Origin of the sequence: Arcobacter sp. F155 (assembly GCF_004116455.1) — a bacterium.
Classification (GTDB): Bacteria; Campylobacterota; Campylobacteria; order Campylobacterales; family Arcobacteraceae; genus Halarcobacter.
Genome location: NZ_PDJU01000012.1, coordinates 28,315 through 51,191, shown reverse-complemented (window position 1 = coordinate 51,191; position 22,877 = coordinate 28,315). Strand labels below are relative to the sequence as shown.

21 protein-coding genes are annotated in these 22,877 nt (G+C 30.2%); 13 read left to right on the top strand and 8 right to left on the bottom strand.

The features are described from left to right. Positions 1-10 precede the first annotated feature (10 nt). The 4 genes from CRV03_RS12080 (at position 11) to mnmA (CRV03_RS12065) (ending at position 3,785) form a co-directional block, all read left to right on the top strand. Positions 11-1,036 (top strand): M24 family metallopeptidase, encoded by a 1,026-nt coding sequence (locus CRV03_RS12080; RefSeq protein WP_129085405.1) that lies wholly within the window; start codon positions 11-13, stop codon positions 1,034-1,036. A 62-nt stretch (positions 1,037-1,098) separates the two neighbouring features. Next, on the top strand, positions 1,099-1,584 hold the full coding sequence (gene folK, locus CRV03_RS12075; protein WP_129085404.1) for a 2-amino-4-hydroxy-6-hydroxymethyldihydropteridine diphosphokinase: 486 nt from the start codon (positions 1,099-1,101) through the stop codon (positions 1,582-1,584). Positions 1,585-1,654: 70 nt separating this feature from the next. Beyond that, positions 1,655-2,752 carry a tRNA 2-thiouridine(34) synthase MnmA gene (gene mnmA / locus CRV03_RS12070; protein ID WP_129085403.1) on the top strand — a complete coding sequence of 366 codons (1,098 nt, stop codon included), beginning with the start codon at positions 1,655-1,657 and terminating at the stop codon, positions 2,750-2,752. A gap of 13 nt (positions 2,753-2,765) precedes the next feature. Then, positions 2,766-3,785, top strand: coding sequence for a tRNA 2-thiouridine(34) synthase MnmA (gene mnmA, locus CRV03_RS12065; protein WP_129085451.1), 1,020 nt, complete (start codon positions 2,766-2,768; stop codon positions 3,783-3,785). 33 nt (positions 3,786-3,818) lie between these two features. Here mnmA (CRV03_RS12065) and CRV03_RS12060 read toward each other — a convergent pair whose 3' ends face one another. Next, positions 3,819-4,925, bottom strand: coding sequence for an Opr family porin (locus CRV03_RS12060; protein WP_129085402.1), 1,107 nt, complete (start codon positions 4,923-4,925; stop codon positions 3,819-3,821). Positions 4,926-5,107: 182 nt separating this feature from the next. Here CRV03_RS12060 and CRV03_RS12055 point away from each other — a divergent pair, with 182 nt between their 5' ends. The 3 genes from CRV03_RS12055 (at position 5,108) to lepA (ending at position 9,053) form a co-directional block, all read left to right on the top strand. Further along, on the top strand, positions 5,108-6,040 hold the full coding sequence (locus tag CRV03_RS12055) for a ribose-phosphate pyrophosphokinase (protein ID WP_129085401.1): 933 nt from the start codon (positions 5,108-5,110) through the stop codon (positions 6,038-6,040). 78 nt (positions 6,041-6,118) lie between these two features. Beyond that, positions 6,119-7,132: an OmpA family protein gene (locus tag CRV03_RS12050; protein ID WP_129085400.1), complete on the top strand. Its 1,014-nt coding sequence runs from the start codon at positions 6,119-6,121 to the stop codon at positions 7,130-7,132. Positions 7,133-7,265: 133 nt separating this feature from the next. Continuing rightward, on the top strand, positions 7,266-9,053 hold the full coding sequence (gene lepA, locus CRV03_RS12045) for a translation elongation factor 4 (protein WP_129085399.1): 1,788 nt from the start codon (positions 7,266-7,268) through the stop codon (positions 9,051-9,053). Between the two features lie 112 nt (positions 9,054-9,165). On the opposite strand, the gene CRV03_RS12040 is transcribed toward lepA, so the two are convergent. The 3 genes from CRV03_RS12040 to CRV03_RS12030 all read right to left on the bottom strand — a co-directional run bounded on the left by CRV03_RS12040 (position 9,166) and on the right by CRV03_RS12030 (position 12,355). Then, positions 9,166-9,573 (bottom strand): hypothetical protein, encoded by a 408-nt coding sequence (locus CRV03_RS12040; protein WP_129085398.1) that lies wholly within the window; start codon positions 9,571-9,573, stop codon positions 9,166-9,168. Between the two features lie 220 nt (positions 9,574-9,793). Further along, complete coding sequence (locus CRV03_RS12035) at positions 9,794-12,001, bottom strand: heavy metal translocating P-type ATPase (RefSeq protein ID WP_129085397.1); 2,208 nt, start codon at positions 11,999-12,001, stop codon at positions 9,794-9,796. 12 nt (positions 12,002-12,013) lie between these two features. Continuing rightward, the gene (locus CRV03_RS12030) at positions 12,014-12,355 is read right to left on the bottom strand and encodes a helix-turn-helix transcriptional regulator (RefSeq protein ID WP_129085396.1); all 342 of its coding nucleotides are present in this window, start codon (positions 12,353-12,355) and stop codon (positions 12,014-12,016) included. A gap of 100 nt (positions 12,356-12,455) precedes the next feature. On the opposite strand from CRV03_RS12030, the gene CRV03_RS12025 reads away from it, so the two are divergent. The 6 genes from CRV03_RS12025 (at position 12,456) to CRV03_RS12000 (ending at position 17,004) form a co-directional block, all read left to right on the top strand. Continuing rightward, on the top strand, positions 12,456-13,025 hold the full coding sequence (locus CRV03_RS12025; RefSeq protein ID WP_129085395.1) for a ComF family protein: 570 nt from the start codon (positions 12,456-12,458) through the stop codon (positions 13,023-13,025). Between the two features lie 30 nt (positions 13,026-13,055). Beyond that, positions 13,056-13,667 (top strand): imidazole glycerol phosphate synthase subunit HisH, encoded by a 612-nt coding sequence (gene hisH / locus CRV03_RS12020; protein ID WP_129085394.1) that lies wholly within the window; start codon positions 13,056-13,058, stop codon positions 13,665-13,667. Between the two features lie 127 nt (positions 13,668-13,794). Beyond that, positions 13,795-14,502, top strand: coding sequence for a 1-(5-phosphoribosyl)-5-[(5-phosphoribosylamino)methylideneamino]imidazole-4-carboxamide isomerase (hisA, locus tag CRV03_RS12015; protein WP_129085393.1), 708 nt, complete (start codon positions 13,795-13,797; stop codon positions 14,500-14,502). A gap of 12 nt (positions 14,503-14,514) precedes the next feature. Continuing rightward, on the top strand, positions 14,515-15,834 hold the full coding sequence (locus tag CRV03_RS12010) for an MFS transporter (protein WP_129085392.1): 1,320 nt from the start codon (positions 14,515-14,517) through the stop codon (positions 15,832-15,834). Positions 15,835-15,891: 57 nt separating this feature from the next. Continuing rightward, the gene (locus CRV03_RS12005) at positions 15,892-16,443 is read left to right on the top strand and encodes a TetR/AcrR family transcriptional regulator (protein ID WP_129085391.1); all 552 of its coding nucleotides are present in this window, start codon (positions 15,892-15,894) and stop codon (positions 16,441-16,443) included. A gap of 51 nt (positions 16,444-16,494) precedes the next feature. Next, positions 16,495-17,004 (top strand): HPP family protein, encoded by a 510-nt coding sequence (locus CRV03_RS12000; RefSeq protein WP_129085390.1) that lies wholly within the window; start codon positions 16,495-16,497, stop codon positions 17,002-17,004. 16 nt (positions 17,005-17,020) lie between these two features. Here CRV03_RS12000 and CRV03_RS11995 read toward each other — a convergent pair whose 3' ends face one another. From CRV03_RS11995 to CRV03_RS11980, 4 genes are read right to left on the bottom strand one after another with little or no spacing between them, the layout of a single operon-like run. Further along, complete coding sequence (locus tag CRV03_RS11995; protein ID WP_129085389.1) at positions 17,021-19,981, bottom strand: DNA mismatch repair protein; 2,961 nt, start codon at positions 19,979-19,981, stop codon at positions 17,021-17,023. A gap of 1 nt (position 19,982) precedes the next feature. Continuing rightward, positions 19,983-20,402 (bottom strand): heme-binding domain-containing protein, encoded by a 420-nt coding sequence (locus CRV03_RS11990; RefSeq protein WP_129085388.1) that lies wholly within the window; start codon positions 20,400-20,402, stop codon positions 19,983-19,985. 5 nt (positions 20,403-20,407) lie between these two features. Further along, positions 20,408-20,737, bottom strand: coding sequence for a co-chaperone YbbN (locus tag CRV03_RS11985; protein ID WP_129085387.1), 330 nt, complete (start codon positions 20,735-20,737; stop codon positions 20,408-20,410). Beyond that, positions 20,721-22,763 (bottom strand): DUF1538 domain-containing protein, encoded by a 2,043-nt coding sequence (locus tag CRV03_RS11980; protein WP_129085386.1) that lies wholly within the window; start codon positions 22,761-22,763, stop codon positions 20,721-20,723. The genes CRV03_RS11985 and CRV03_RS11980 overlap by 17 nt, the downstream gene beginning before the upstream one ends. Between the last annotated feature and the right edge of the window lie 114 nt (positions 22,764-22,877).

The following is a 22,877-nucleotide window of genomic DNA, read 5'->3' as shown; positions in this document are numbered from 1 at the left end:
AAGATGAATTATGAGGAATTATTTATTATTAAACGAAAACGCCATCTACTATGAGTGTGGATTCTCTTGTGACAATGTAATATTTATAAAACTAGAAAAAGATAGTTTTTTTATCACAGATGCTAGATATACAATTGAAGCTAAAGAGTATGCAAAAAATTGTCAAGTTATAGAGAGTTCTGATTTAGTAAAAGATGCTCAAAAAGTATTGAAAAAATCTAAAATCAAAAAAATAGTATTTGATCCAAATGATTTCACTTACTCTTTACACCAAAAACTAACAAATGGTTTAAAAATAGAGTTTATTCAAAGGGAAAACTTTTCAAAACTAAAAAGAATAATCAAAACAGATGAAGAGATTGAGTTCCTAAAAAAAGCTTCAATGATAGGTAAAAAAGGTTTTAAAGAACTGGCTAAATATATTAGAAAAAATGGTTTTAATCAAAAAGAAAATTTTTTACACTTTAAAGCAATTGAAAAAATGTCACAAACAGGAAAATATGATTTAAGTTTTGACCCAATTGTAGCTATTAATGAAAATGCAGCAAAACCCCATGCCCTACCTACAAAAAAGAAACTAAAACTACATGATTTACTTCTTGTGGATGCTGGAGTAAAATATAAAAGATATTGTTCCGATAGAACTTGTACAGCTCATGTTGATTTTGAAACTTTTAATTTTAAAAGGGAACAAAAATTTAAAAATAAAAAAGAGCAAAAAATATATGACTTAGTATATAAAGCTCAACTAAATGCTATTTCTAAAGCAAGAGTTGGTATGAAAGCTAGTGAAATTGACAAACTTACTAGAGATGTAATTGAAAAAGCAGGTTATGGAAAATATTTTGTTCATAGTACAGGTCATGGTGTGGGACTTGATATTCATGAATTCCCAAATATCAACAGTAAATCTGATGTAATAATAGAAGACAATATGGTATTTACTATAGAACCAGGTATTTATCTTCCGAATAAATTTGGAGTAAGAATTGAAGATACTGTTGTTATGAAAAATGGAAAGGCAGAGATTTTATAAAATTAAAATAGTTAAAAACAAATCTTGACTAACTTAATTAGTTTTATATTAAAAATAAAATTATGAAAAAAACATTATCTAAAGAATTAACCCTTTTTTATTCTACAAACTTTCCAAGAGTTTTTAACCTTCAATCACATAAAAAATATCTTGTAACCATAGGTATTGGGGGAAATATAGGAGATACTAAAAAGCTTTTTAATAAGCTATTATTATCACTAAATCAAAATAACAAATTTGATTTGCTTATAACTTCTCCCCTACTTTTAAATCCTCCTTTTGGATATTTAAAACAAAAACCATTTTTAAATGGTATAATACAACTTAAAACTAATCTTGCACCTAATGAGTTTTTAAAACATATGCAAAGGTTAGAGAATAGATTTGGAAGAAAGCGGTCCTTTCAAGATGCGCCTAGAACCTTAGATATAGATATAATATTTTTTGATAATAAAAAAATAAATACAGAAAAACTTATTATTCCTCATAAAGACTGGGCCAATAGAGAATCAGTGATTATTCCTTTAAATTATATGAATAAATTATAAAAAACACAAAGATAAATACTTAACAAAAAGATATTATCTTTTGTTCAAAGAATTTTAGAAAGGTTAACTAATGAAAAAGAAAGTTGTTGTTGGTATGTCAGGTGGTGTTGACTCTTCTGTTACAGCATTACTATTAAAACAACAAGGCTATGATGTAGTAGGCTTATTTATGCGAAACTGGGAGTATGGTATCAAAGGTAGCCAATGTCCTAACAGAATTGAGTTTGAAGATGCAAAAAGAGTTGGAGAACTAATCGGTATTGAAGTAAAAGGTAAAGACTTTGTAGAAGAGTACAGAACAAAAGTATTTGATGTATTTTTAGAAGGTTTAAAAAAAGGACTTACTCCAAACCCAGATATTCTTTGTAATAGAGAGATTAAATTTAATGTATTTTTAAATGAAGCAAAGAAAATGGGTGCAGATATGATTGCAACTGGTCATTATGCAAAGATTGCTAAATATAAAGACCATTATGTACTAGATACGCCAAAGGATAGTTCAAAAGACCAATCATATTTCTTACATGCTCTTTCAAGTGAACAGCTAAGTCATGCAATGTTCCCACTTGGTGATTTAACAAAAACAGAAGTTAGGGAAATAGCAAGAGAAAATAACCTACCTGTAAGTGATAAAAAAGATAGTACAGGTATTTGTTTTATTGGGAACCAAAGATTTGATGATTTTATTACTCAACACTTAAAAGCAATTCCTGGTGATATGATAGATGAAAATGGAAAAGTTTTAGGACAGCACAAAGGTCTTATTTGTTACACATTAGGTCAAAGAAAAGGTATTGGACTTGGTGGAATCAAAGGACTTGAAGGTGAGAATAACACTCACAAATCATGGTATGCTGCAAAGAAAAATATCGAAGATAATACCTTAACAGTAGTTCAAGATACAAACCATCCACTACTTATGAGTGAAACAGTTAAAGCTTCTCATATGCACTGGGTACTTGAAGAGGCACCCAAAATTGGTGATAAATTAGTAGCTCAAATAAGATATAGACAACAAAAGCAAGCTTGTACAGTAGTTGAAATAAATGAAGATAAAGTTTTAGTTAAATTTGATAAACCTCAAAGAGCTGTTACACTAGGACAAAGTCTTGTTTTATATGATGGACAGTATTGTCTTGGTGGTGGTTTTATAAGTGACTACAAATAAAAATAAAAAAGTTATGGTAGGCATGAGCGGAGGAATTGATTCTTCCGTTACAGCCTATATGCTTCAAAAAGAAGGTTTCGAAGTTGAGGGATGTTACTTAAAACTTCACAATAGAACTGATGGATATCATGAGCAAAATCTATCTTATATTGAAGATGTAGCAAAATTTTTAAATATCAAATATCATGTATTAGATTTATCAAAAAAATTTGAAGAAGAAGTATATGACTATTTTGTTGATTCTTACTTAGAAGGTACAACACCAAACCCATGTGTAAAATGTAATAGACAAATTAAATTTGGAGCTATGCTTGATTTTGCAAAAGAACATAATGCTTCATATTTAGCTACAGGTCACTATGTAAAAACAGATGGAAAGTTTATCTATGAAGCTGATGATAATACAAAAGATCAAAGCTATTTTTTATCACAAGTAGATAAAGAAGCCTTACCATATATGATGTTTCCATTAAGTACTTATAAAAAAGAAGATATCATTAAATTTGGTGCAAAGCTTGATAAAGCTTATAAAAGAATTACAGAAAAAAATGAATCTCAAGAGATTTGTTTTGTTGAGACTGTTTACACAGATGTTGTAAAAAGACATGCAAACATTGAAATTCCAGGAAAAGTTTTAGATGAAAAAGGAAATATTGTAGGGGAGCATAAAGGTTATATGCACTATACAATTGGGAAAAGAAGAGGTTTCACAGTTTATGGAGCCCAAGAACCTCATTTTGTTACAAAACTAAACCCAAAGAATAATACAATCATTGTAGGTAAAAAACAAGCTTTAGAAGTAAACAGTGTAGAAGCTGAAAACTTAAATATGTTTATTGATGAAAAAGAGTTTGAATGTACTGTAAAACTAAGATATAGGTCAGTTTCAGTTCCTTGTAAAGTAACAATTGAAGATAATAAAGCAAAGATTTCTCTAACAGAACCTGCATTTTCAGTTGCAGCTGGTCAATTAGCTGTTTTCTATGAAGGAAATAAAGTTATTGGAAGTGCTTGGATTAAATCTACTTCATAATAAAACTAAGAGGTAAGCCTCTTAGTTTTTTAATTAAAATGTATATGATAGTGTTAAACTTCCATAAGTACTGTCATTAGAGTCTGCATCATCACTGTCTGCATCAATATCAGCATATAATAATCCAACACTTAATGAATCAGTAAAAGAGTAAGAAACAGTAATATTTAACTCTTTTTCATCAAACTCATCTGCTCCATACTCTGTATCAGAATATAATGCCCCTAATCCAACACCTGCAATTTCATATCCTAATGAAGCATAAATAGTTTTTGCATCTGCTGCATAAATTTGGTTACCTGAATCCATTAGGTTAATGTTATCACCATATGTATCCATTAAACCAACTCCATAATCTTTATCAGTTTTGATATATCCAAGTGCCGCTGAGAAGTCTTCAATTGAAGCCCCTACTTCAAGATTTAAGATATTACCATCATCAGTTGTTGCATCTTTCATCGCAGAATCAACACTACTTCCAGCGTAATGAGCTACGGCTGAGAACATATCAGTTGAGAATGAAGTCTTTAATCCATAAAAATCAACAGCATCTGGCGCAGTGTATGCATAAGGATTGATTTCTAAAGACTCAATACCATTATATTTTACATCTAGTACATATGCACCATCTTCTGTTAATTCTGTGAAATCACTACTTTCATCTTCATCAGATGCTGCTTGTCTATCTGTATATCCTAAAACTATTGTTGTATCTGGTACTACTGTAATAGCTGCAACAACTGCTTCATTATAATCTCCTAACCACTCTAAATCAATTGCTTGTCTACCAGCAGTAAGAGAGAAAGACTCATTTGCATACTTTAAGTATGCTTCAGTCATAAGAGCATCGTGGGCAAATGAACCCTCATAATCATCCTCTTCCACCTCTGAAAATTCATGGTTTGCTCTAAAAGCCATTTTTGCACTTAATCCATTAAATGTTCCAGTTTCATAAGCTAAACCAACTGTACCAGCTGTAAATCCAGAATCTGCAACACCTTCATTATCATACTTAACTGTATGCACAGTAATATCTCCACTTACTGTTCCACTTTTAAATGCCTCATCAATTGTATCTGCCGCGAACAGTGTTGATGTTCCTAATAATAATGCACAAGTTAAAATGCTAATCTTTTTCATAAATCTCCTTTAAATATGTTGCAACAATTGTAATATAACCATAAAATTTGTAAACACTATTTTTGTATATTTATTAGACATTTCTAATATATATTTTTTATTCTTTTATATATAAATTCAATATAAGAAGTATTTAGCTAAAATCACGAAATTAAATACTTACTACACATAAGGAAAATCTAATGTCAAAATATAAGCTTTTTAGTGGTACTGCGAACCCTGAATTTGCTAAAAAAGTTGGGAAATACCTAAACGTTGAAGTTGGAGAAGCTTCTATAAACAAATTCAGTGATGGTGAAATCTCTGTGCAAATTAAAGAGAGTGTAAGAGGACAAGACGTATTTATCGTTCAACCTACATGTGCTCCAACAAATGACCACTTAATGGAACTTTTAATTATGATTGATGCACTTAAAAGATCAAGTGCTGCGTCTATTTCTGCTGTTATTCCATATTATGGATATGCTAGACAAGATAGAAAAGCTGCTCCTAGAGTTCCAATTTCTGCAAAGTTAGTTGCTGATATGTTAGAAGCTGCTGGAATTGATAGAATGATTACTATTGATTTACATGCTGCACAAATTCAAGGGTTCTTCAATATTCCAGTTGATAACTTATATGGTTCTGTTTTATTTGTTAGCCACTTAAGAAGCAAAAATCTTAAAAACCCAATTATTGCAAGTCCAGATATTGGTGGAGTTGCAAGAGCAAGATCATATGCTGATAAATTAGGATATGACTTAGTAATTGTTGATAAAAAAAGAGAAAAAGCAAATGTTGCTGAAGTAATGAATATCATTGGTGATGTAGAAGGTAAAGATGTTATCTTAGTAGATGATATGGTTGATACTGCTGGTACTTTAGTAAAAGCTGCTGAAGTATTAAAGAAAAAAGGTGCAACTTCAGTTATGGCTTGTTGTACGCATGGTGTACTTTCAGGACCTGCATTTGATAGAATTAACAATGGAACATTAGATGAGTTAATTATCTCTGATACAATTCCAATGCATGGAGAGAGTGATAAAATCACTGTTTTAAGTGCTGCTAAAATTATGGGTGAGACTATTAGAAGAATTACACATAACGAATCAGTTAACTCAATTTTTATTGACTAGATATAACTAAATAATTATTTAAAAGCTAAATTAATTACTTTTTAGTTATGATGGTAAATAAACACAAAAGGAAATAACATGAAAAAGATTATATTATCTGCAGCCTTATGTGCATCACTTGCTTTCGCGGCAAACAGTGATTACAAATATGAGATTACACCAATGATTGGTGGAAATGTTGCTGAAGGAAATCTAAACTTAGATGACGATCATTATGCAATCGGTGGTTTAAGTTTTGGTGTAAACTTTGATGATACTGTTTATGACCAAATCGAAGTAGGTATTTTAACTTCATTAGAAGAAGTTGATTATGATGGTATTGATAGAGATACTGATATTACAAGACTATTTACAAACTTTGTAAAAAACTATGAACTAACAGATAATACATCTTTATATGGATTAGTTGGTTTTGGTTTAGAGCATTTTGAAAATGAAGAGCTTGGAAACAAGACTGCTTTATTTGGAAACTATGGTATTGGTTTAAGATATGAATTCTCTAATGATATGGCATTAAAAACTGACATTAGACACTTAATTAATACTAACGATAGAGATAACAACTTAGTATATACTGTTGGTTTAGCAATTCCATTTGGTGAAAAAGCAGCTCCAGCTCCAAAAGAAGAGCCACAAGTTCAACCAAAACCTTCAATTGCAAAATTAGCAGATACTGATGGTGATGGTGTTCCTGATATTAAAGATAAATGTCCAGATACTCCAAAAAGTGATATCGTTGACCAAAATGGATGTTCTTTAAAAGTAAACCTAAACATCAACTTTGATTTTGATAGTGCAAGAATTAACAATGAGTACGATTCAAAAATCACAAAATTTGCTGACTTCATGAAAAAATTCCCTTCTGTAAAAGGAAAAATTGAAGCACATACAGATTCAGTAGGTACTGAAAAATATAACCAAGACCTATCTGAAAGAAGAGCTGCAGCTGCAGTTAAAGCTTTAGAGGAAAAAGGTATTGATAAATCAAGACTTAACTCAACAGGATATGGTGAGTCTAAACCTAAAGCAACAAATGAAACAAGAGAAGGTAGAGCTGAAAACAGAAGAGTTGAAGGTTCTATTTACAGATAATTCTTAACACTTAAGTACAGGAATCTTCCTGTACTTTACCTCACTAAATCAAAAACTTAACTAGTAACTAACAAAACTTTAGATATAATCGCGAAATTTAATATATAAATACTTCAATTACAGGAATTTAATTTTGCAAAAAAATATTAGAAACTTTAGTATTATTGCCCATATTGACCATGGAAAATCTACATTAGCTGATAGAATTATTCAAGAGTGTGGAGCTGTTACAGATAGAGAATTATCTTCACAGATGATGGATACTATGGATATTGAGCAAGAGCGTGGTATTACTATTAAGGCTCAAAGTGTAAGATTAAAATATATCAAAGATGGCGAAGAGTATGTCTTAAATCTTATTGACACTCCGGGTCACGTTGACTTTTCATATGAAGTAAGTAGATCTTTAGCTTCATCAGAAGGTGCATTACTTATTGTTGACTCTACACAAGGTGTTGAAGCTCAAACTATTGCTAACGTATATATTGCTTTAGATAATGACTTAGAGCTTTTACCAGTTGTAAATAAAATCGATTTACCAAGTGCTGACCCAATGAGAGTTTTAGAAGAAACAGAAGAGGCTATTGGTCTTGATTGTACAGAACATAACCTAATCTCTGCAAAAACTGGTGTTGGAGTAAAAGATTTAATTGACTCAATTGTTGATAGAGTACCTGCTCCACAAGGAGATGAAGATGCTCCAACAAAAGCACTTATTTATGATTCATGGTTTGATAACTACCTTGGAGCGTTAGCACTTGTAAGAGTTTATGAAGGAAGTATTCAAAAAGGTCAAGTTCTTAAAATGATGAATACAAAAGTTGAACACCCTGTTTTAGACTTAATGTATCCTCATCCACTAAAAAGAGAAAAGACAAAAGAGATTAAAACTGGTGAAATTGGTATTGTAGTTCTTGGTCTTAAAACTCTTGATGGAATTGCAGTTGGTGATACAATGACTGATGCAAAAAATCCAACAGCTGAGGCTATTGATGGATTTGAACCTGCAAAACCATTTGTATTTGCAGGACTTTACCCAATCGAAACAGATAAGTTTGAAGACTTAAGAGAAGCCTTAACTAAGCTTCAGCTAAATGACTCTTCTATCTCTTTTGAACCGGAATCTTCAGCTGCACTTGGAAGTGGATTTAGAGCTGGTTTCTTAGGTATGCTTCATATGGAAGTTATCAAAGAAAGACTAGAAAGAGAGTTTGGATTAGACTTAATTGCAACTGCACCAACAGTTGTATATGAAGTACTTAAAAATGATGGAGAAAGAATTGAAATTCAAAATCCATCTGAACTTCCTGAACCAAATAATATTGATACTATTTTTGAACCATACGTAAAGGCTACAATTTTAGTTCCTGATGAGTTCTTAGGAAATGTTATTAAACTTCTAAATGACAAAAGAGGTATCCAAAATAAAATGGACTATCTTGGAAAAAGAGTTTTACTAGAGTATGATATTCCTATGAATGAAATTGTAATGGATTTTTATGATAAATTAAAATCTACTACAAAAGGTTATGCTTCATTTGATTATGAACCAGTTGGATTTAGACCAGGTGTTTTACAAAAACTTGATATTAAAGTTGCGGGTGAAGTTGTTGATGCACTATCAATTATTGTACCTGAAAACAAAGCATTATCAAAAGGTAGAGAGTTTATTAAAGCACTTAAAGAATTAATTCCTAGACAACTATTTGAAGTAGCTGTACAAGCTTCTATTGGTTCAAATATTATTGCAAGAGAAACTGTTAAGTCTACAGGTAAAAATGTTACTGCTAAATGTTATGGTGGTGATATTACAAGAAAAAGAAAGCTTTTAGAGAAACAAAAAGCTGGTAAGAAAAGAATGAAAGCTATTGGTAAAGTGAATGTACCGCAAGAGGCTTTCATGGCAGTTCTTAAAATCTAATATTTAACGCATCTTCTGCGTTGAAGAGGAACGTTTCGTATAGTCACTTAGTTTACTAAGCTTCTATACTCAACAACCCTCTTCGCCTTAAATCTACATAAAATCTTAAATTTTAGCCATAGTATTTTGAGTTACAAATTTTACAATAATGTAATTCTTGTCCCCAACTATTATTTTTAACATATGTTAAATGATGATACTTTTCTTCTTTTTCTTTACAAACTGTACAAAATGGAACTTTATCTCCATCTTTCCAATAAAATTTTCCATCAAAAATTAAAGACTCTTTTTCATTTATTTTTTCTTTTAAATCTCTAATTTCACTATCTTTATCTCTTAATAAATCTTGAACTTCTGCTAATTCAATTTTTACATCTGCCAAAGAACTTATTAAATCTGCAATTTTTAATTTTCTTTCTGCTTCATCTAGAGAGTTATTACTATCTTTTATAACTTTTGCAATATCAATTGATGTTTTAATTGTTGCAATTGCAGCTGAAACACTTCCTATATCTGGCATTAATATTCCTTTTTAAAATATTATAACAAAAGTTTGGATTATTTCATTGTGAGCATTTAAAAATAGCGTTAATTAAAAATGCATAAAATATATAAGAAATTAAAACTGTTTGAAGCCTTTAGGCTGAGTTTTTTAATTTCTGTATTTTAAAATTTTTATAGCGTCATTTTTATCCCTGCTCACGCTTTTTTGCGATACTTTTTATAAAAAAAGTATCATACTAAGAACAACAAGAATTTCCACTACAACAACTTGTAGTCTCTTCTTTCTTCTTCTCACTCTTTATTTCAGTAGAACAACTATTATCACTACAAGAGTTATCTTCACACACTGATTCTTTTGGTTTATCTTTTATAGTTCTAAGTATTCTCATTGAATTGAAAATTGCTAATAATGCAACTCCAACATCAGCAAAAATTGCCTCTTTCATACTAATCATAGCTCCAGCTCCAAGAACTAAAAATGCAACTTTAATAGCCATGATAAATACAATATTTTGATATACAATTACCTTTGTTTTCTTCGCAATCTTAATTGCATCACTTATTGATTTGATATTATCATTTAAAATTACAACATCAGCAGATTTAACAGCAATATCACTACCAACTCCACCCATAGCAAAACCTACATCAGAGTTAGCAAGTGTTGGAGCATCATTGATACCATCTCCCACAAAAGCAGTGACCTTATTTGTATCTTTTTTTATAATTTCAAAATTTGATAACTTATCTTGTGGTAGAAGTTCATATTTAACTTCATCAATTCCTAAAGAGTTTGCTACATTTAAAGCAACCTCTTTTTTATCTCCTGTAAGCATATATGTTTTTTCAATACCTAAGTTTTTAAGTTCAGATATTACTTCTTTTGCTTCTACTTTTATAATATCACTTACTACAATATATCCTGCAAATTGTGAGTTAATAGAAATAAATACTACATTTAATTCTTCTTCAATATTTTCATCTACTTTTACTCCAAACTTTTCTAGTAACCTATCATTTCCTACTAAAACCTCTTTTGAGTCTATTTGTGCTTTTATTCCTAAACCACTTAACTCTTCATGTAAAGCTATTGCTTTTGAATCAATCTCTTTGCCATATGAAGAGACTATTGATTTTGCAATTGGATGAGTTGAAAAACTCTCAGCATATGTAGCAACTTTTAAAAGCTCATTTTCATCCATACCAAAGGCTTTTACTTTTGTTACTTCAAATACACCATGAGTAAGTGTTCCTGTTTTATCAAAGATAATATTTTCTATCTCTGTTAGTTTCTCTATATAGTTTGCACCTTTAACTAAAACACCTCTTTTTGATACTGCTCCAATTGCAGAGAAAAATGACAGAGGAATAGATACAACTAAAGCACAAGGACAAGATATAACTAAAAATACCAATGCTCTTTCAATCCAATCAGAGTATAAAGCCCCTTCTATAATCATAGGAGGAATTAGGGCTAACATCACAGCAAGTATTACTACAATAGGAGTATATCTTGAAGCAAATTTTGTAATAAACTTTTCTGCTTTTGCTTTTTTAGAACTTGCTCCTTCAATCATCTCAATGATCTTTGCAACAGTAGAGTCTTTATATAAAGATTGCACCTTTACATAAGTAGCGTTTGAAAGATTGATAAAACCACTTAGTACTTCATCATCTTGTTTTATAGTTTTAGGTTTAAACTCTCCTGTAATAGCGCTTGTATCAAAAGAGCAAGAGCTATCTAAAAGTACTCCATCAACTGGAACTTTTTCCCCTACTTTTACTAATATAGTATCACCTATTTTAACTTCATCAGGAGATTTTTGAACTACTTTTTCAGCCTCTTTAACATTTGCAAACTCTGGCTTTATATCTATTAGAGCATTAATACTATTTCTTGAATTATTAACTGCAACACCTTGGAACATCTCACCTACTTGGTAGAAAATCATTACAGCAATACCTTCAACATACTCTCCTAGCCCAAATGCACCAATAGTTGCAATGGACATTAAAAAGTGTTCATCAAATAGTTTTCCACCTAGTAGATTTTTTCCTGCCTTATATAAAACATCCCATCCAACTAAAAAGTATGCTATTAGATAAACAGCTAATTGTAAAACATCATTTTGAATATAGTTATATGAAATATATGTTAATACAATCGAAACAACTGTTATAGCTAAAAGTTTTTTGTCAAGTAATTGCCAAAAAGTTCTTTGACCTTTAGTTCCATCTTTTACAATAAATACTTCTCTTTCAATATTTTGAATCTCTTTTTCAATCTTGTCTAATAAATTATCTTCTGTATTTTGTTCAAAACTTAATGTTGATGTTGAGAAGTTTAGTCTTACATTTGATAATTCTTCTAATTCGTTTAATCTTTTTTCTATTTTTCCTGCACAATTTGCACAATCTAAATTTTGTAATTTAACTTTTTGCATAGATTATTCCTCTTAGCCTTTTATGATATGTTCTAATCCCATATCATAGATTTTTTTAATGTGCTCATCATCAAGTGAATAATACATTTGCTTTCCCTCACGTCTTGGTTTAACAATTTTTGAATTTTTTAATACTCTTAATTGGTGAGAAACAGCAGACTGACTTACATTTATAAGTTCACTTATAGCTCCAACACATAACTCTTCTTCTTTTAATACTGAGATAATTTTTATTCTTGTTGTATCTGCAAAAGCTTTAAAAAGCTCTGCAACATCGTATAAAGTCTCTTCATTAATCAATGTTTCTTTTACTTTTTTTACTTCATTTGAATGGTCACAACACTCATTACTCATTATAAAATCCTTTATATGTACATATGAATAAGTAATCATATGTTATATAAACTTAAAACTTTATTAGTTTATAAACCAAATACTAATAATATAAATTATTATGAAATGTTTATCTTGTGAAACCTTTAGTCTAAATATTATATGTAAAACTTGTCAAGAGAAGCTATTAACGCCCTCTTTTCATAAAAGAGAACTAGCAGATGGTTTTTATAACTATTCCTTTTACTCTTTTACAGAAATTGAAGAGTTTTTAACTTCAAAATACTATTTTCATGGAGATAGAGTATTTAATACTTTAGGAAAACTATCATTTAAAAAATTTGCACAAAATTTTGAATTTAAGCAATTGGTTTACTCTATAGGAATAGATGAACATACTAGACATGAGTTCTCCCAAACTGCTATTTTATCAAAACATCTAAAATCAAAATACATAAAACCTCTTTATGGAAAATGTAAAGCTACAAATATAGTCAAATACGCAGGAAAAGATTTAGAGTTTAGAAAAAAGAACAAAAGAAAATTTGATATTAAAGTGTCAAATAAGAGTATTATTTTGGTGGATGATTTAATAACAACTGGAACAACTATCCTTGAAGCTAAAAAAGCTTGTGAAGAAAAAAATAACCAAGTTCTCTTCTGCTTAACCCTAGCTGATGCAAAAATTTAGTATAATCTCATTTTTTTAAAGGATATAATTTTGGTTGGAATCATTGACTACAATATGGGAAATCTTGCTTCAGTTTACAATGCATGTCATTTAATTGATGCTAAAGCTTCTTTTGTAAAAGACCCTAATGAATTAAAAAACTTTGATAGAATCATTTTACCAGGAGTTGGTGCTTTTGGTGATGCAATGGAACATCTTAATCAAACTGGAATGAAAGAAGCAATTTACGAATTTGCTAAAAGTGGAAAACCAATGATTGGTATTTGCCTTGGTATGCAACTTCTTTTTGAAAGCTCAGAAGAGTTTGGAGCACATGAAGGTTTAGGTTTAGTAGATGGAAAAGTTGTTAAATTTGATAAATCAAAAATGCACGAAGATACAAAAGTTCCTCATATGGGTTGGAATGTAATTAAAACTTCAAATGAGCACACACTATTTGAAGGATTAACAAATCCATATCTATATTTTGTACACTCATACCATGCAGTTACGGATTCTAAAAATGTAATTGGAACTACAGAGTATGGATATGATTTTGTAAGTGCTGTACATAAAGAGAACATCTATGGTTTTCAACCACATCCAGAAAAATCACACGATAATGGATTAAAAATACTTAAAAATTTTATGAATATTAAATAATAAGGCTTAAAGGGAAACTCGTTTACCCCTTTAGAATTTGCTTCTTTAAGGATTTTTTATAAATCCTGCTAAAAGAAATTATCAAAAACAAGGTCCCTTAAAAATGGGACATTTTTAAAGGAATGAAATGGATATTTTACCAGCAATTGATCTTAAAGATGGAAAAGCTGTAAGACTTAGTAAAGGACTTATGGATAGTGCAAAAATCTATTCAGATGAGCCTTGGCAAGTTGCAAAAAGATTTGAAGAATTAGGAAGTAAGTGGGTTCACGTTGTTGATTTAAATGGTGCATTTGCAGGAGAACCAGCAAACCTAGAACAAATCAAAAAAATCAAAGAAAACTGTAATCTAAAAATCGAAGTTGGTGGTGGTATCAGAGATGAAGAAACAATCAAAATGTATGTTGAACTTGGAATTGATAGACTTATTTTAGGTTCAATTGCTGTAAAAGATCCACAGTTTGTAAAAGATATGGCAGCAAAATATCCAATCGCTGTTGGAATTGATGCTATGAATGGAATGGTTGCAGTTGAAGGTTGGGCAGAAGTATCAACTATGAAAGCAACTGATTTAGCCAAAGAGTTTGCAAATGCAGGTGTTGAAGCAATTATTTGTACTGATATCTCTAAAGATGGAATGCTTTGTGGTGTAAATGTAGAGTTTACTGAATCAATTGCACTTGCATCTGGTGTTGATACTATTGCTTCTGGTGGAGTAAAAGATATCAATGATATCACAAACTGTAAAGCAAATGGGAATATCGCAGGTGTAATCGTAGGAAAAGCATTCTATGAAGGTACACTTGACTTAGAAGAAGGATTTAAAGCCTTATAAAAAAGGATAAAAATGCCTTTAAAGAAAATCAATCCTGATAATATTTACAATAAACTTGTAAATGAAGAAGATGCCAGAGTTTGTAAAGCCATTGATGAAAAAGCTTGCAAGGTAGTCCCTGGCAACTTCCTTCTTACTATTATCTCTTATTTTTTTAATAAACTTGCAGATGCAGTTGCAAATGCAAAAGTTGTCTTACCTTGGATAATGGAGAGTTTAAATGTTCCATTATTTCTTATTAGTTTTTTAGTTCCAATAAAAGAATCAGGTTCCTTACTTCCTCAACTATTTATAGCTGCCTATGTTAGAAAACTTCCCATTAGAAAATGGGTTTGGTCTTTAGGAACTTTTCTACAAGCCTTGTGTATGTTTGGGATAGCCCTAGTTGCTTGGAATATGGAAGGCTTAAATGCTGGACTTTCAATCATTGCTTTACTTATTGCTATGAGTTTAGCAAGGGGTTTATGCTCTGTTGCTGCAAAAGATGTAGTAGGAAAGACTATTCCTAAAACAAGACGTGGAGCACTAAATGGTCTATCAGCTATGCTTGCAGGTTTACTTGTTGTAGTGCTGGGAGTTTACTTTTTATTAAATGGTGAAAAACCATTTTCAGCACAAAACTTTGGGGTTTTACTTTCTCTTGCAGGATTTTTTTGGATATTAGCTTCTATTACTTATGGTCAAATAAAAGAGTATCCAGGAGAGACTGATGGTGGAGGAAATGCTTTTACTGTAGCTATTTCTAAACTTGGTATTTTAAAAACAGACAAACCTTTTAGACTATTTGTTATTACAAGAGCTTTGTTTCTTTGTTCTGTTTTATCTGCACCTTTTTTTGTAATTATTGCTCAACAAAATAGTGATGCAAATGCTTACCTTTTAGGTCTTTTTATTCTTTCTAGTGGTTTAGCTGATTTGTTATCTGCAAACTTTTGGGGTAAGTTTTCTGATGTTTCTAGTAAGAGGGTTATGATTATTGGAGCAACTATTGCAACTACAGTTGGTTTTATAGTAGTTTTCATAGACTTTTTTTATAAAGAGTTATTTTCTATCATTTGGATTATGCCTATTATCTATTTTATTTTAAGTATTGGATATCAAGGTATTAGAATAGGTAGAAAAACTTATATTACTGATTTAGCAGAAGGAAATAAAAGAACAGACTACGTTGCTGTAAGTAATACTTTAATAGGCTTTATCTTACTTTTAAGTGGTCTAATTGGAACACTTAGTTCTTTTATAGGACTTGGTGGAATAATCCTTGTATTATCTCTTGTAGGGGTATTGGCTATTTATTTAGCAAAACAGTTGCCTGAAGTTCAAGAAGATTAATTTGACATTGAAATAAAAAAGTGATACAATTTTATCAAACCATCGTTTGGGAAAAATATGGCAATAAAAAAAACATCTAAAGAAGAGATATTAAACAAAGCAATAAACCTTTTTAAAACACAAGGCTTTAGTCATACTTCTATGGCAAATATTGCAGATGAATGTGGATTAATAAAAGGAAGTATCTATCATCATTTTAAGAATAAAGATGAGATAGGACTTGAAGCACTTAAATATATAAGTGAATACTTTGATAAAAATATTTTTTCAATAAAAGATGAAACACTTTCAACAAAAGAAAAGTTAGAAAAGATAGTTAAAAAGACAGATGAATACTTTTTAAATAGTACGGGAGGTTGTTTATTAGCAAATTTAGCAACTGAAGTTTCTAGTCAAAATGAAGAATATAAAGCTATCATTGTTGAGTATTTTAAAACTTGGGAAGAGTGTATTGCTAAAGTACTTGAAGAGAAGTATTTTAAAAAAGAGTCTGAAAAGTTAGCATATGAATATATTTGTACTTTACAAGGTGCAATTATTATGTTTAACCTTACAAATGACAAAATTAAACTTTTAGAAGTAGGAAAAAACCTATTATCTAAGGTTTAATTTTTTTTGCTTATTTTACCAAACAATCGTTTGTTTGATTAAGGAGAATTTATGAGTTACATAAAAAAAATAAAAGGAAATAAAGCAGAACTTCCACCAAAAGTAAAAACTATTGACGTTGCCTTTGCTTTTATTGGTGCATTTATTGCAATATCGATTGTTGCCTATCTTACTGATAGTTATGAAAATATCTTTATTATGGGTTCATTTGGAGCAACTTGTGTTTTACTATTTGGATTTAGTGATAGTCCCTTTTCACAACCAAGAAATATCTTTTTTGGGCATGTGATATCTACATTTATGGGATTATTCTTTTTACATTTTGTTGGTGATTATTGGTGGAGTTTAGCTCTTGCTTTAGCTTCTGCTATTGCAGTGATGCTATTAACAAGAACAGTTCACCCGCCAGCTGGTTCTAATCCTGTTATTGTATTTATCATGGGTTCATCTTGGGAGTTTCTATTTTTACCAACAGCTTTAGGAGCTATTATAGTAATTCTAGTTGGAGTTTTTTATAATAATTTACATAAAAAAAGAGTTTATCCAAACTACTGGATATAAGAGTAAAGTTTTAACTTTACTCTTGCTCTTCTGTCATAGTATAATGAAGCTCTAAACCTTTACTTGTAGCTACAAAACCATTTATATTTACTTTTCCTTCATGTACCATCTTATGATGTAGTTTACAAAGAGGTATTAAGTTATATTTATGATTTTGATTTACATGACCTATGAAGCCATCTTTATTTGCTCTTGCTTGTTCTTTGATATGGTGTACATCATCACAAGCTCTTCCACAAATAACACAAGATGAAGCAAAAACATCTTTGTTGTATTTTGAAGTCTTCTTTTGAGTAAGCCTTTCAACCTTATCATAATCGTCCGTTAATCGCTTTCTAATATCATTTGCAACACTTAAGAACTCTCTATCCATATGAAGTGATTTTGCATACTCTAAACCATACATAGAAGAACCACTTCCATGTTTTAGTTTTCTATCAAAGATTAATTTATCTTCTTCATCTTGATACATTACGGATAAGTGAAGTGAAATTATATTTTTAAGCTTTTCTATCTCTTTTATCTCTGGTAATTGATGTAAGTGTGTTGCAAAAACAAAGATTGATTCTAGTTTTGCTAGTTTTAAAATAGCACTTGCAACAATAGATAAACCACTCATTGTCTCTGTACTATGAGAGATTTCATCTCCTAAGATTAATGATCTTTTTGAAGCACGATTGAAAATATTTTTAAGTTCAAGCATTTCAACTGCAAAAGAAGAAAGTCCCTTAGCTATATTATCAGCTCCACTAATTCTTGTAAATACTGAATCAAAAATTGAAAATCTCATTGATTTAGCAGGCACATAAAAACCTGCTTGAGCTAAAATAACAGCAATACCAATTGATTTCATAAGTGAAGATTTACCAGAAGAGTTTATTCCATAAAGTAAAATACCATGCATTTTATTATCAAACATATTTACAGGATTTGAGTTTTTGATTATCACATTATCTTTGAACTCATCTTTAGCAAGGGATAATTCCCCTAAGATAATATCATTTGGTACATAAATCCCCTGCTCTTCATTTGCTTCAATAATTGGATGTCTTAAATCAATAAGCTCTAAGAAGTTTTCATCATCTTTAGTTTTTACTATCTTTGGACAAACATAGTTGTATTTTTTTGCTGTTTTGATATTTGAAACTGTTAAATCAACCTCAGCAATAAACTGAACTAACTCTTCAAGTAGTGTTGCAAACTTCTTTTCAAACTCATTTAGTTTTTCTTTAAATACAAGTTTATTTAGCTCAATGATTTTTCTTAGATTATGTACATACTTATCTGAGATTTCATCTGTAAGTTTGCAAGAGATTTTTACAGAAGTAGTTTGCACTTTATAGTTAAAGTCTTTGAAAAGAAGTAAATCATCTTCAATGATAATATGTGAGTTTAACAGGTCTTCTTTTACTAAGTTATATCTATTTTTAGTTAAGCCTAAAAAGAAACCTTCTTTATCAAGTCTATTGATACTTACAAAGTTTGAGTCTTTTGCATTTAATAGATTTAAAATATGCTCTTTTATCAATTCTAATTTTGAATATAAAACTTCATTTTGTCTGTTTAGTTCATCTATTTCATGGTTTATTCCATCACAAACCATATTTGATTCAACATCTTTAAGCATATACTTTCCAGAAATAGCTAAATCAAAAGTTGATTCAATAGAATCTATAAACATTTGAAGTTGTGCTAAAGAACAAGGCGGAGTTATAAACTTATAGTTCTCCATAAAAGCTACTACTTCTTTTATACTAAGAAGAGAATCATATAAATAGTTTAATTCAAAAGGATGAAGCCTTGCAAGCTTTATTCTTCTTGTAAGTCTTTCTATATCATAGATATTTGCTAATTCATTTTCAATAGGTCCATGATAATCAAAAAGCTCTTTTGAAAGAGCAAACCTTCTTAACAACTCTTTGCTATCTTTTACAGGGTGAGTTAGTCTCTCTTTTAAAAGTCTTTTTCCCATTGCTGTTGAAGTATTGTTTATAAGTTTTATCAAACTTGGATTATGAGAAGTTTCTATAATATTTAATTGCTCTAAAGCATTATTTCCTAAGTAAATATATTTTGAAACATCAAGTTTAATTGGAAGTGAAAGCTTTTGAACAATATTTGAATCATGTCCTATAACAAAATCAATAAGTATTGCTAAACTTTGAGAACTAAGAGGAACTCTTTCCATATCAAGATGTTCTATTGCTGTAAGTAGTGATTCCACATCAAATACATTTTTAAATAGTTCATTTTGATAATTAATCTTTGGAATAAATGTTCCAATATGAAAAGTCTTTAGTTTTAACTCAAGATAATCAATTACTTCTTTTTGATTTATATTTTTATCTGCAAAAGTTACAACAACTTCATTTGTACGGTGCATATTCATATAGTTAAATACTTCATCTAAAGCATAAAACTTATCTTCACTAGTACCATGTACTTCATTGTAGTAACACTTTCCTGTAGTTACATCAATAGCTGAATAACCTACAAGATAGATACCTTTTATTTGGTCAACTACAAGTGAAGTGATATTGTTTTCATCTTGGTCAATTACAAAATCAAAGTTTGTACCAGGGCTTACTACTGTATCAAGATATCTACTTACCTTTGGAGGAACACCTTTTTGTCTTATAATTACTACTGTGTATTTTTGTTCAGCAATAATTCTAGCAAGATGTTTTTCTAGTGATATAGCAGGAACACCTGCCATGATTGGGTTTTCTTTTGAGTTTTCTAAAATAGATTTATTTTTTCTAGTTAATTGAATATTTAATAGTTCTGCTATCTCTTTAGCTTTTCCTATTTGTTCTTCATCATTATTAACTTCATAAACTTCAAAGAAAGTACCTATTTCCATAAGTACTACAGTATTTTCTCCATACTTCTTTTCAAAAAGTTGTTGAAGTTTAAAATACGTAATTGTAAGTAGAGTTTTCTTCTCGTCTAATAAGGCTTGAACTTCTTCTCTCAAACTATTTTTTCACTCCAGTCCATTCTCTAATAAATGTTCTTTGCTCTCTTGTTAAATTTGCATCATCATGTGCTTTTATATATGAAGCTAATGGCATAGAAGCATATGCTGTTCTAAAGATAGCTTTCATTTTTTCTTCTTTTTTCTCTTCACTATATGTTTCCCAAATTGAGAAGTTTAATGCTTTTCTTCCATTTGTAACATGAGAATCAATTATCCAAGAAAAAGGAGCAACATAAGAGTACCAAGGCCAAGTTGTAGAGTTTGTATGGCAGTCATAACAAGCAGATTTGAAAATAGTTGTTATCTCAGGTGGAGTTTTCATTTCTAACTCAGGGTTTGTTTCACTATTTACTTTTTCAGTTTGTATAAACTGCATTGCAATAAATACTAATAAAAATATTAAAAGTGTTCTTTTCATTTTTCTTATTCCATAAATAAATTGTATGGTCTTTTTAACTCCTCTATGAAGTTTAAAACAGAGATGTTTCGTCCTTCTCTCTTAAACTCTTTTGAATCAAAAAATACCAAGATAGTTGGTATAGAAAATACCGAAAAATTGCTTGCTATCTCTTTATAGATATCTGCTTTTACTTCATAAATTTTGATTTTAGGTAAGTGTAGATTAACTTGTTGTTCTATTTTAGGTTTTAGTGCAGTACATACAGAACAGTTTTGTCCTGAGAAGTATATAAGTACAGCGTCTTGTGTACTTATAATACTTTTAATCTCTTCTAAACTATTTAGATTCTTCATTTGCTACTTTTTTGTGCTCATGAATTTTTTCTAAAACTTTTTCTTCTTCCTCTTTTATCAGTTTTTCTACATCATTTTCAGGGTTTTTATGGTCTTTTCTATTTACAAAAATATCATGTCTACTTAAACTAATCCCTTTCATATGTGTTAATGGGAAAGCAAAAGCAATACCTTTTCCTGTTGTTGTAATATGTAAAGAATGAATAATAGATTTAATAACTGGATTTACTAAACTTTGAGGTAATAAAAATAGTAATAATGCATCATTTGCTTCAAATGATGTTCTATAGTAGTTATCAATTTGCCCAAGACCAATTCCATCTGCTCTTAATACAGTAACACCTGGTGCCCCTGCTTTATTTGCAGCTTGAATTGCATCAATTTTTTTATCTTTTGGAACAATAATAACAACTGCTGAGAAATCCATTGGTAAAGAGTGTCTTCTATCACTTCCATCAATATTTACAGTTGCTAAATCCATATTTTCTGCATCAATAAGAGCATCTTTTAAGATATTTGCAGCTTCAATCTCAGTATCAGATTTAACACCAAGTTTTTCAATGATAATACCATAAAGCATAACTGTAATCATTGGAAAAAGTGAAGCAAAGGCAATAAGTCCAAAACCATCAATAAGTGGACTTCTTCCTTCTATATTAGTTGCAAGACCAATACCAAGTGCAGCAACTAGTGGAACTGTAACAGTTGAAGTTGTAACCCCACCAGAGTCATAAGCTATAGGAATAATATACTTTGGAGCAATAGAAGTTAAAATAATAACTAAGATATATCCAAAGATGATATAGTAGTGAATATGCCCACCATCTACAATTCTAAATGCACCTAAAGCAATACCAACTGCAACACCAAAGGCAACAAAAACTCTTAATGCAAAGTCATTTATCTTACCATCTGAGATATCTTTTGCTTTTTTAGCAATTGCCATAAGTGCAGGTTCTGCCATAGTTGTAGAAAAACCAATTGCAAAAGCAAATGCATAAATCATCATCACCGAATCAGATTTTGTAAGTTGATAAGCCATAGTCTCACCAAGAGTAAATAACCCCATTTCAAGACCAACAATAAATGCATCAAGTCCTAAGATAACAAGTAAAAACCCAAGTAGTACAGTTTTTAAATTGTCAATTCTTTTCTTTAATACAGCATATTGAAAGAATAGAATAATCAATAAAATAGGAGCAACATCTTTTACAACATTGAAAATACCTGTTAATAAACTATCAAAACTAATTGTAGCAGCAGTAGATACTTTTGCTTCAACGGCAACTTTAGTTACATTAACAACTTCAGATACATCAACTAAGTTATAAACAGCAATACCATAAACTTGTACAAAGATCATTGGTGTTAAAGATGCAAAGGCAATAAGCCCAAAACCATCAATAACAGGGTTTCTTCCTTTGATTGTAGTAGCAAGTCCAATACCAAGTGCAGCAACTAGAGGTACTGTAACAGTAGAAGTTGTAACTCCACCTAAGTCATAGGCTAAACCAATAATCTCTTTTGGAGCAAAGAAAGTTACAGATACAACTAAAATATACCCAACAATTATATAATAATGAATTGGGTGTCCCTTGTAGATTCTAAATACACCTAAGAAAATAGCAAAACCAACAGACCCTGCAACTACAAGTCTAAGAATAGTAGCATCAATACGTCCACTTGAAATAGAAGCAGCTTTATCAGCAATAACAGCTAAGGCTGGTTCGGCAATTGTTGTACCAAAACCAATTAGAAAAGCAAAAAATAGAACCCACAGCATTGTTCCATGTTTTGCAAAGTCTCTAGCTAAACCTTCTCCAACGGGGAAAATACCAATTTCCAAACCTTGTAAGAAAATTGCTAAACCAATACCAACAATACCTAAACCAATTGCAGTACTAACCCAGCCTTCAGGAACAGCTTGAATAATTGCAAGTTGGAAAAATAAAATTACAACAATAATAGGAACTAAATCCCTAAACGACTCTTTCAACAGCTTTAAAAAGAAGCTCAATTGTGTCATACACTCTCTCTTTCACATAAATTTAATATAACCTTTAGTATTTATTTTAATATGATTATTCAAATTTTTTGCTGAAAAAAGTAATTTTAAAACTTCTTTTTTTGAAAGTTTAGG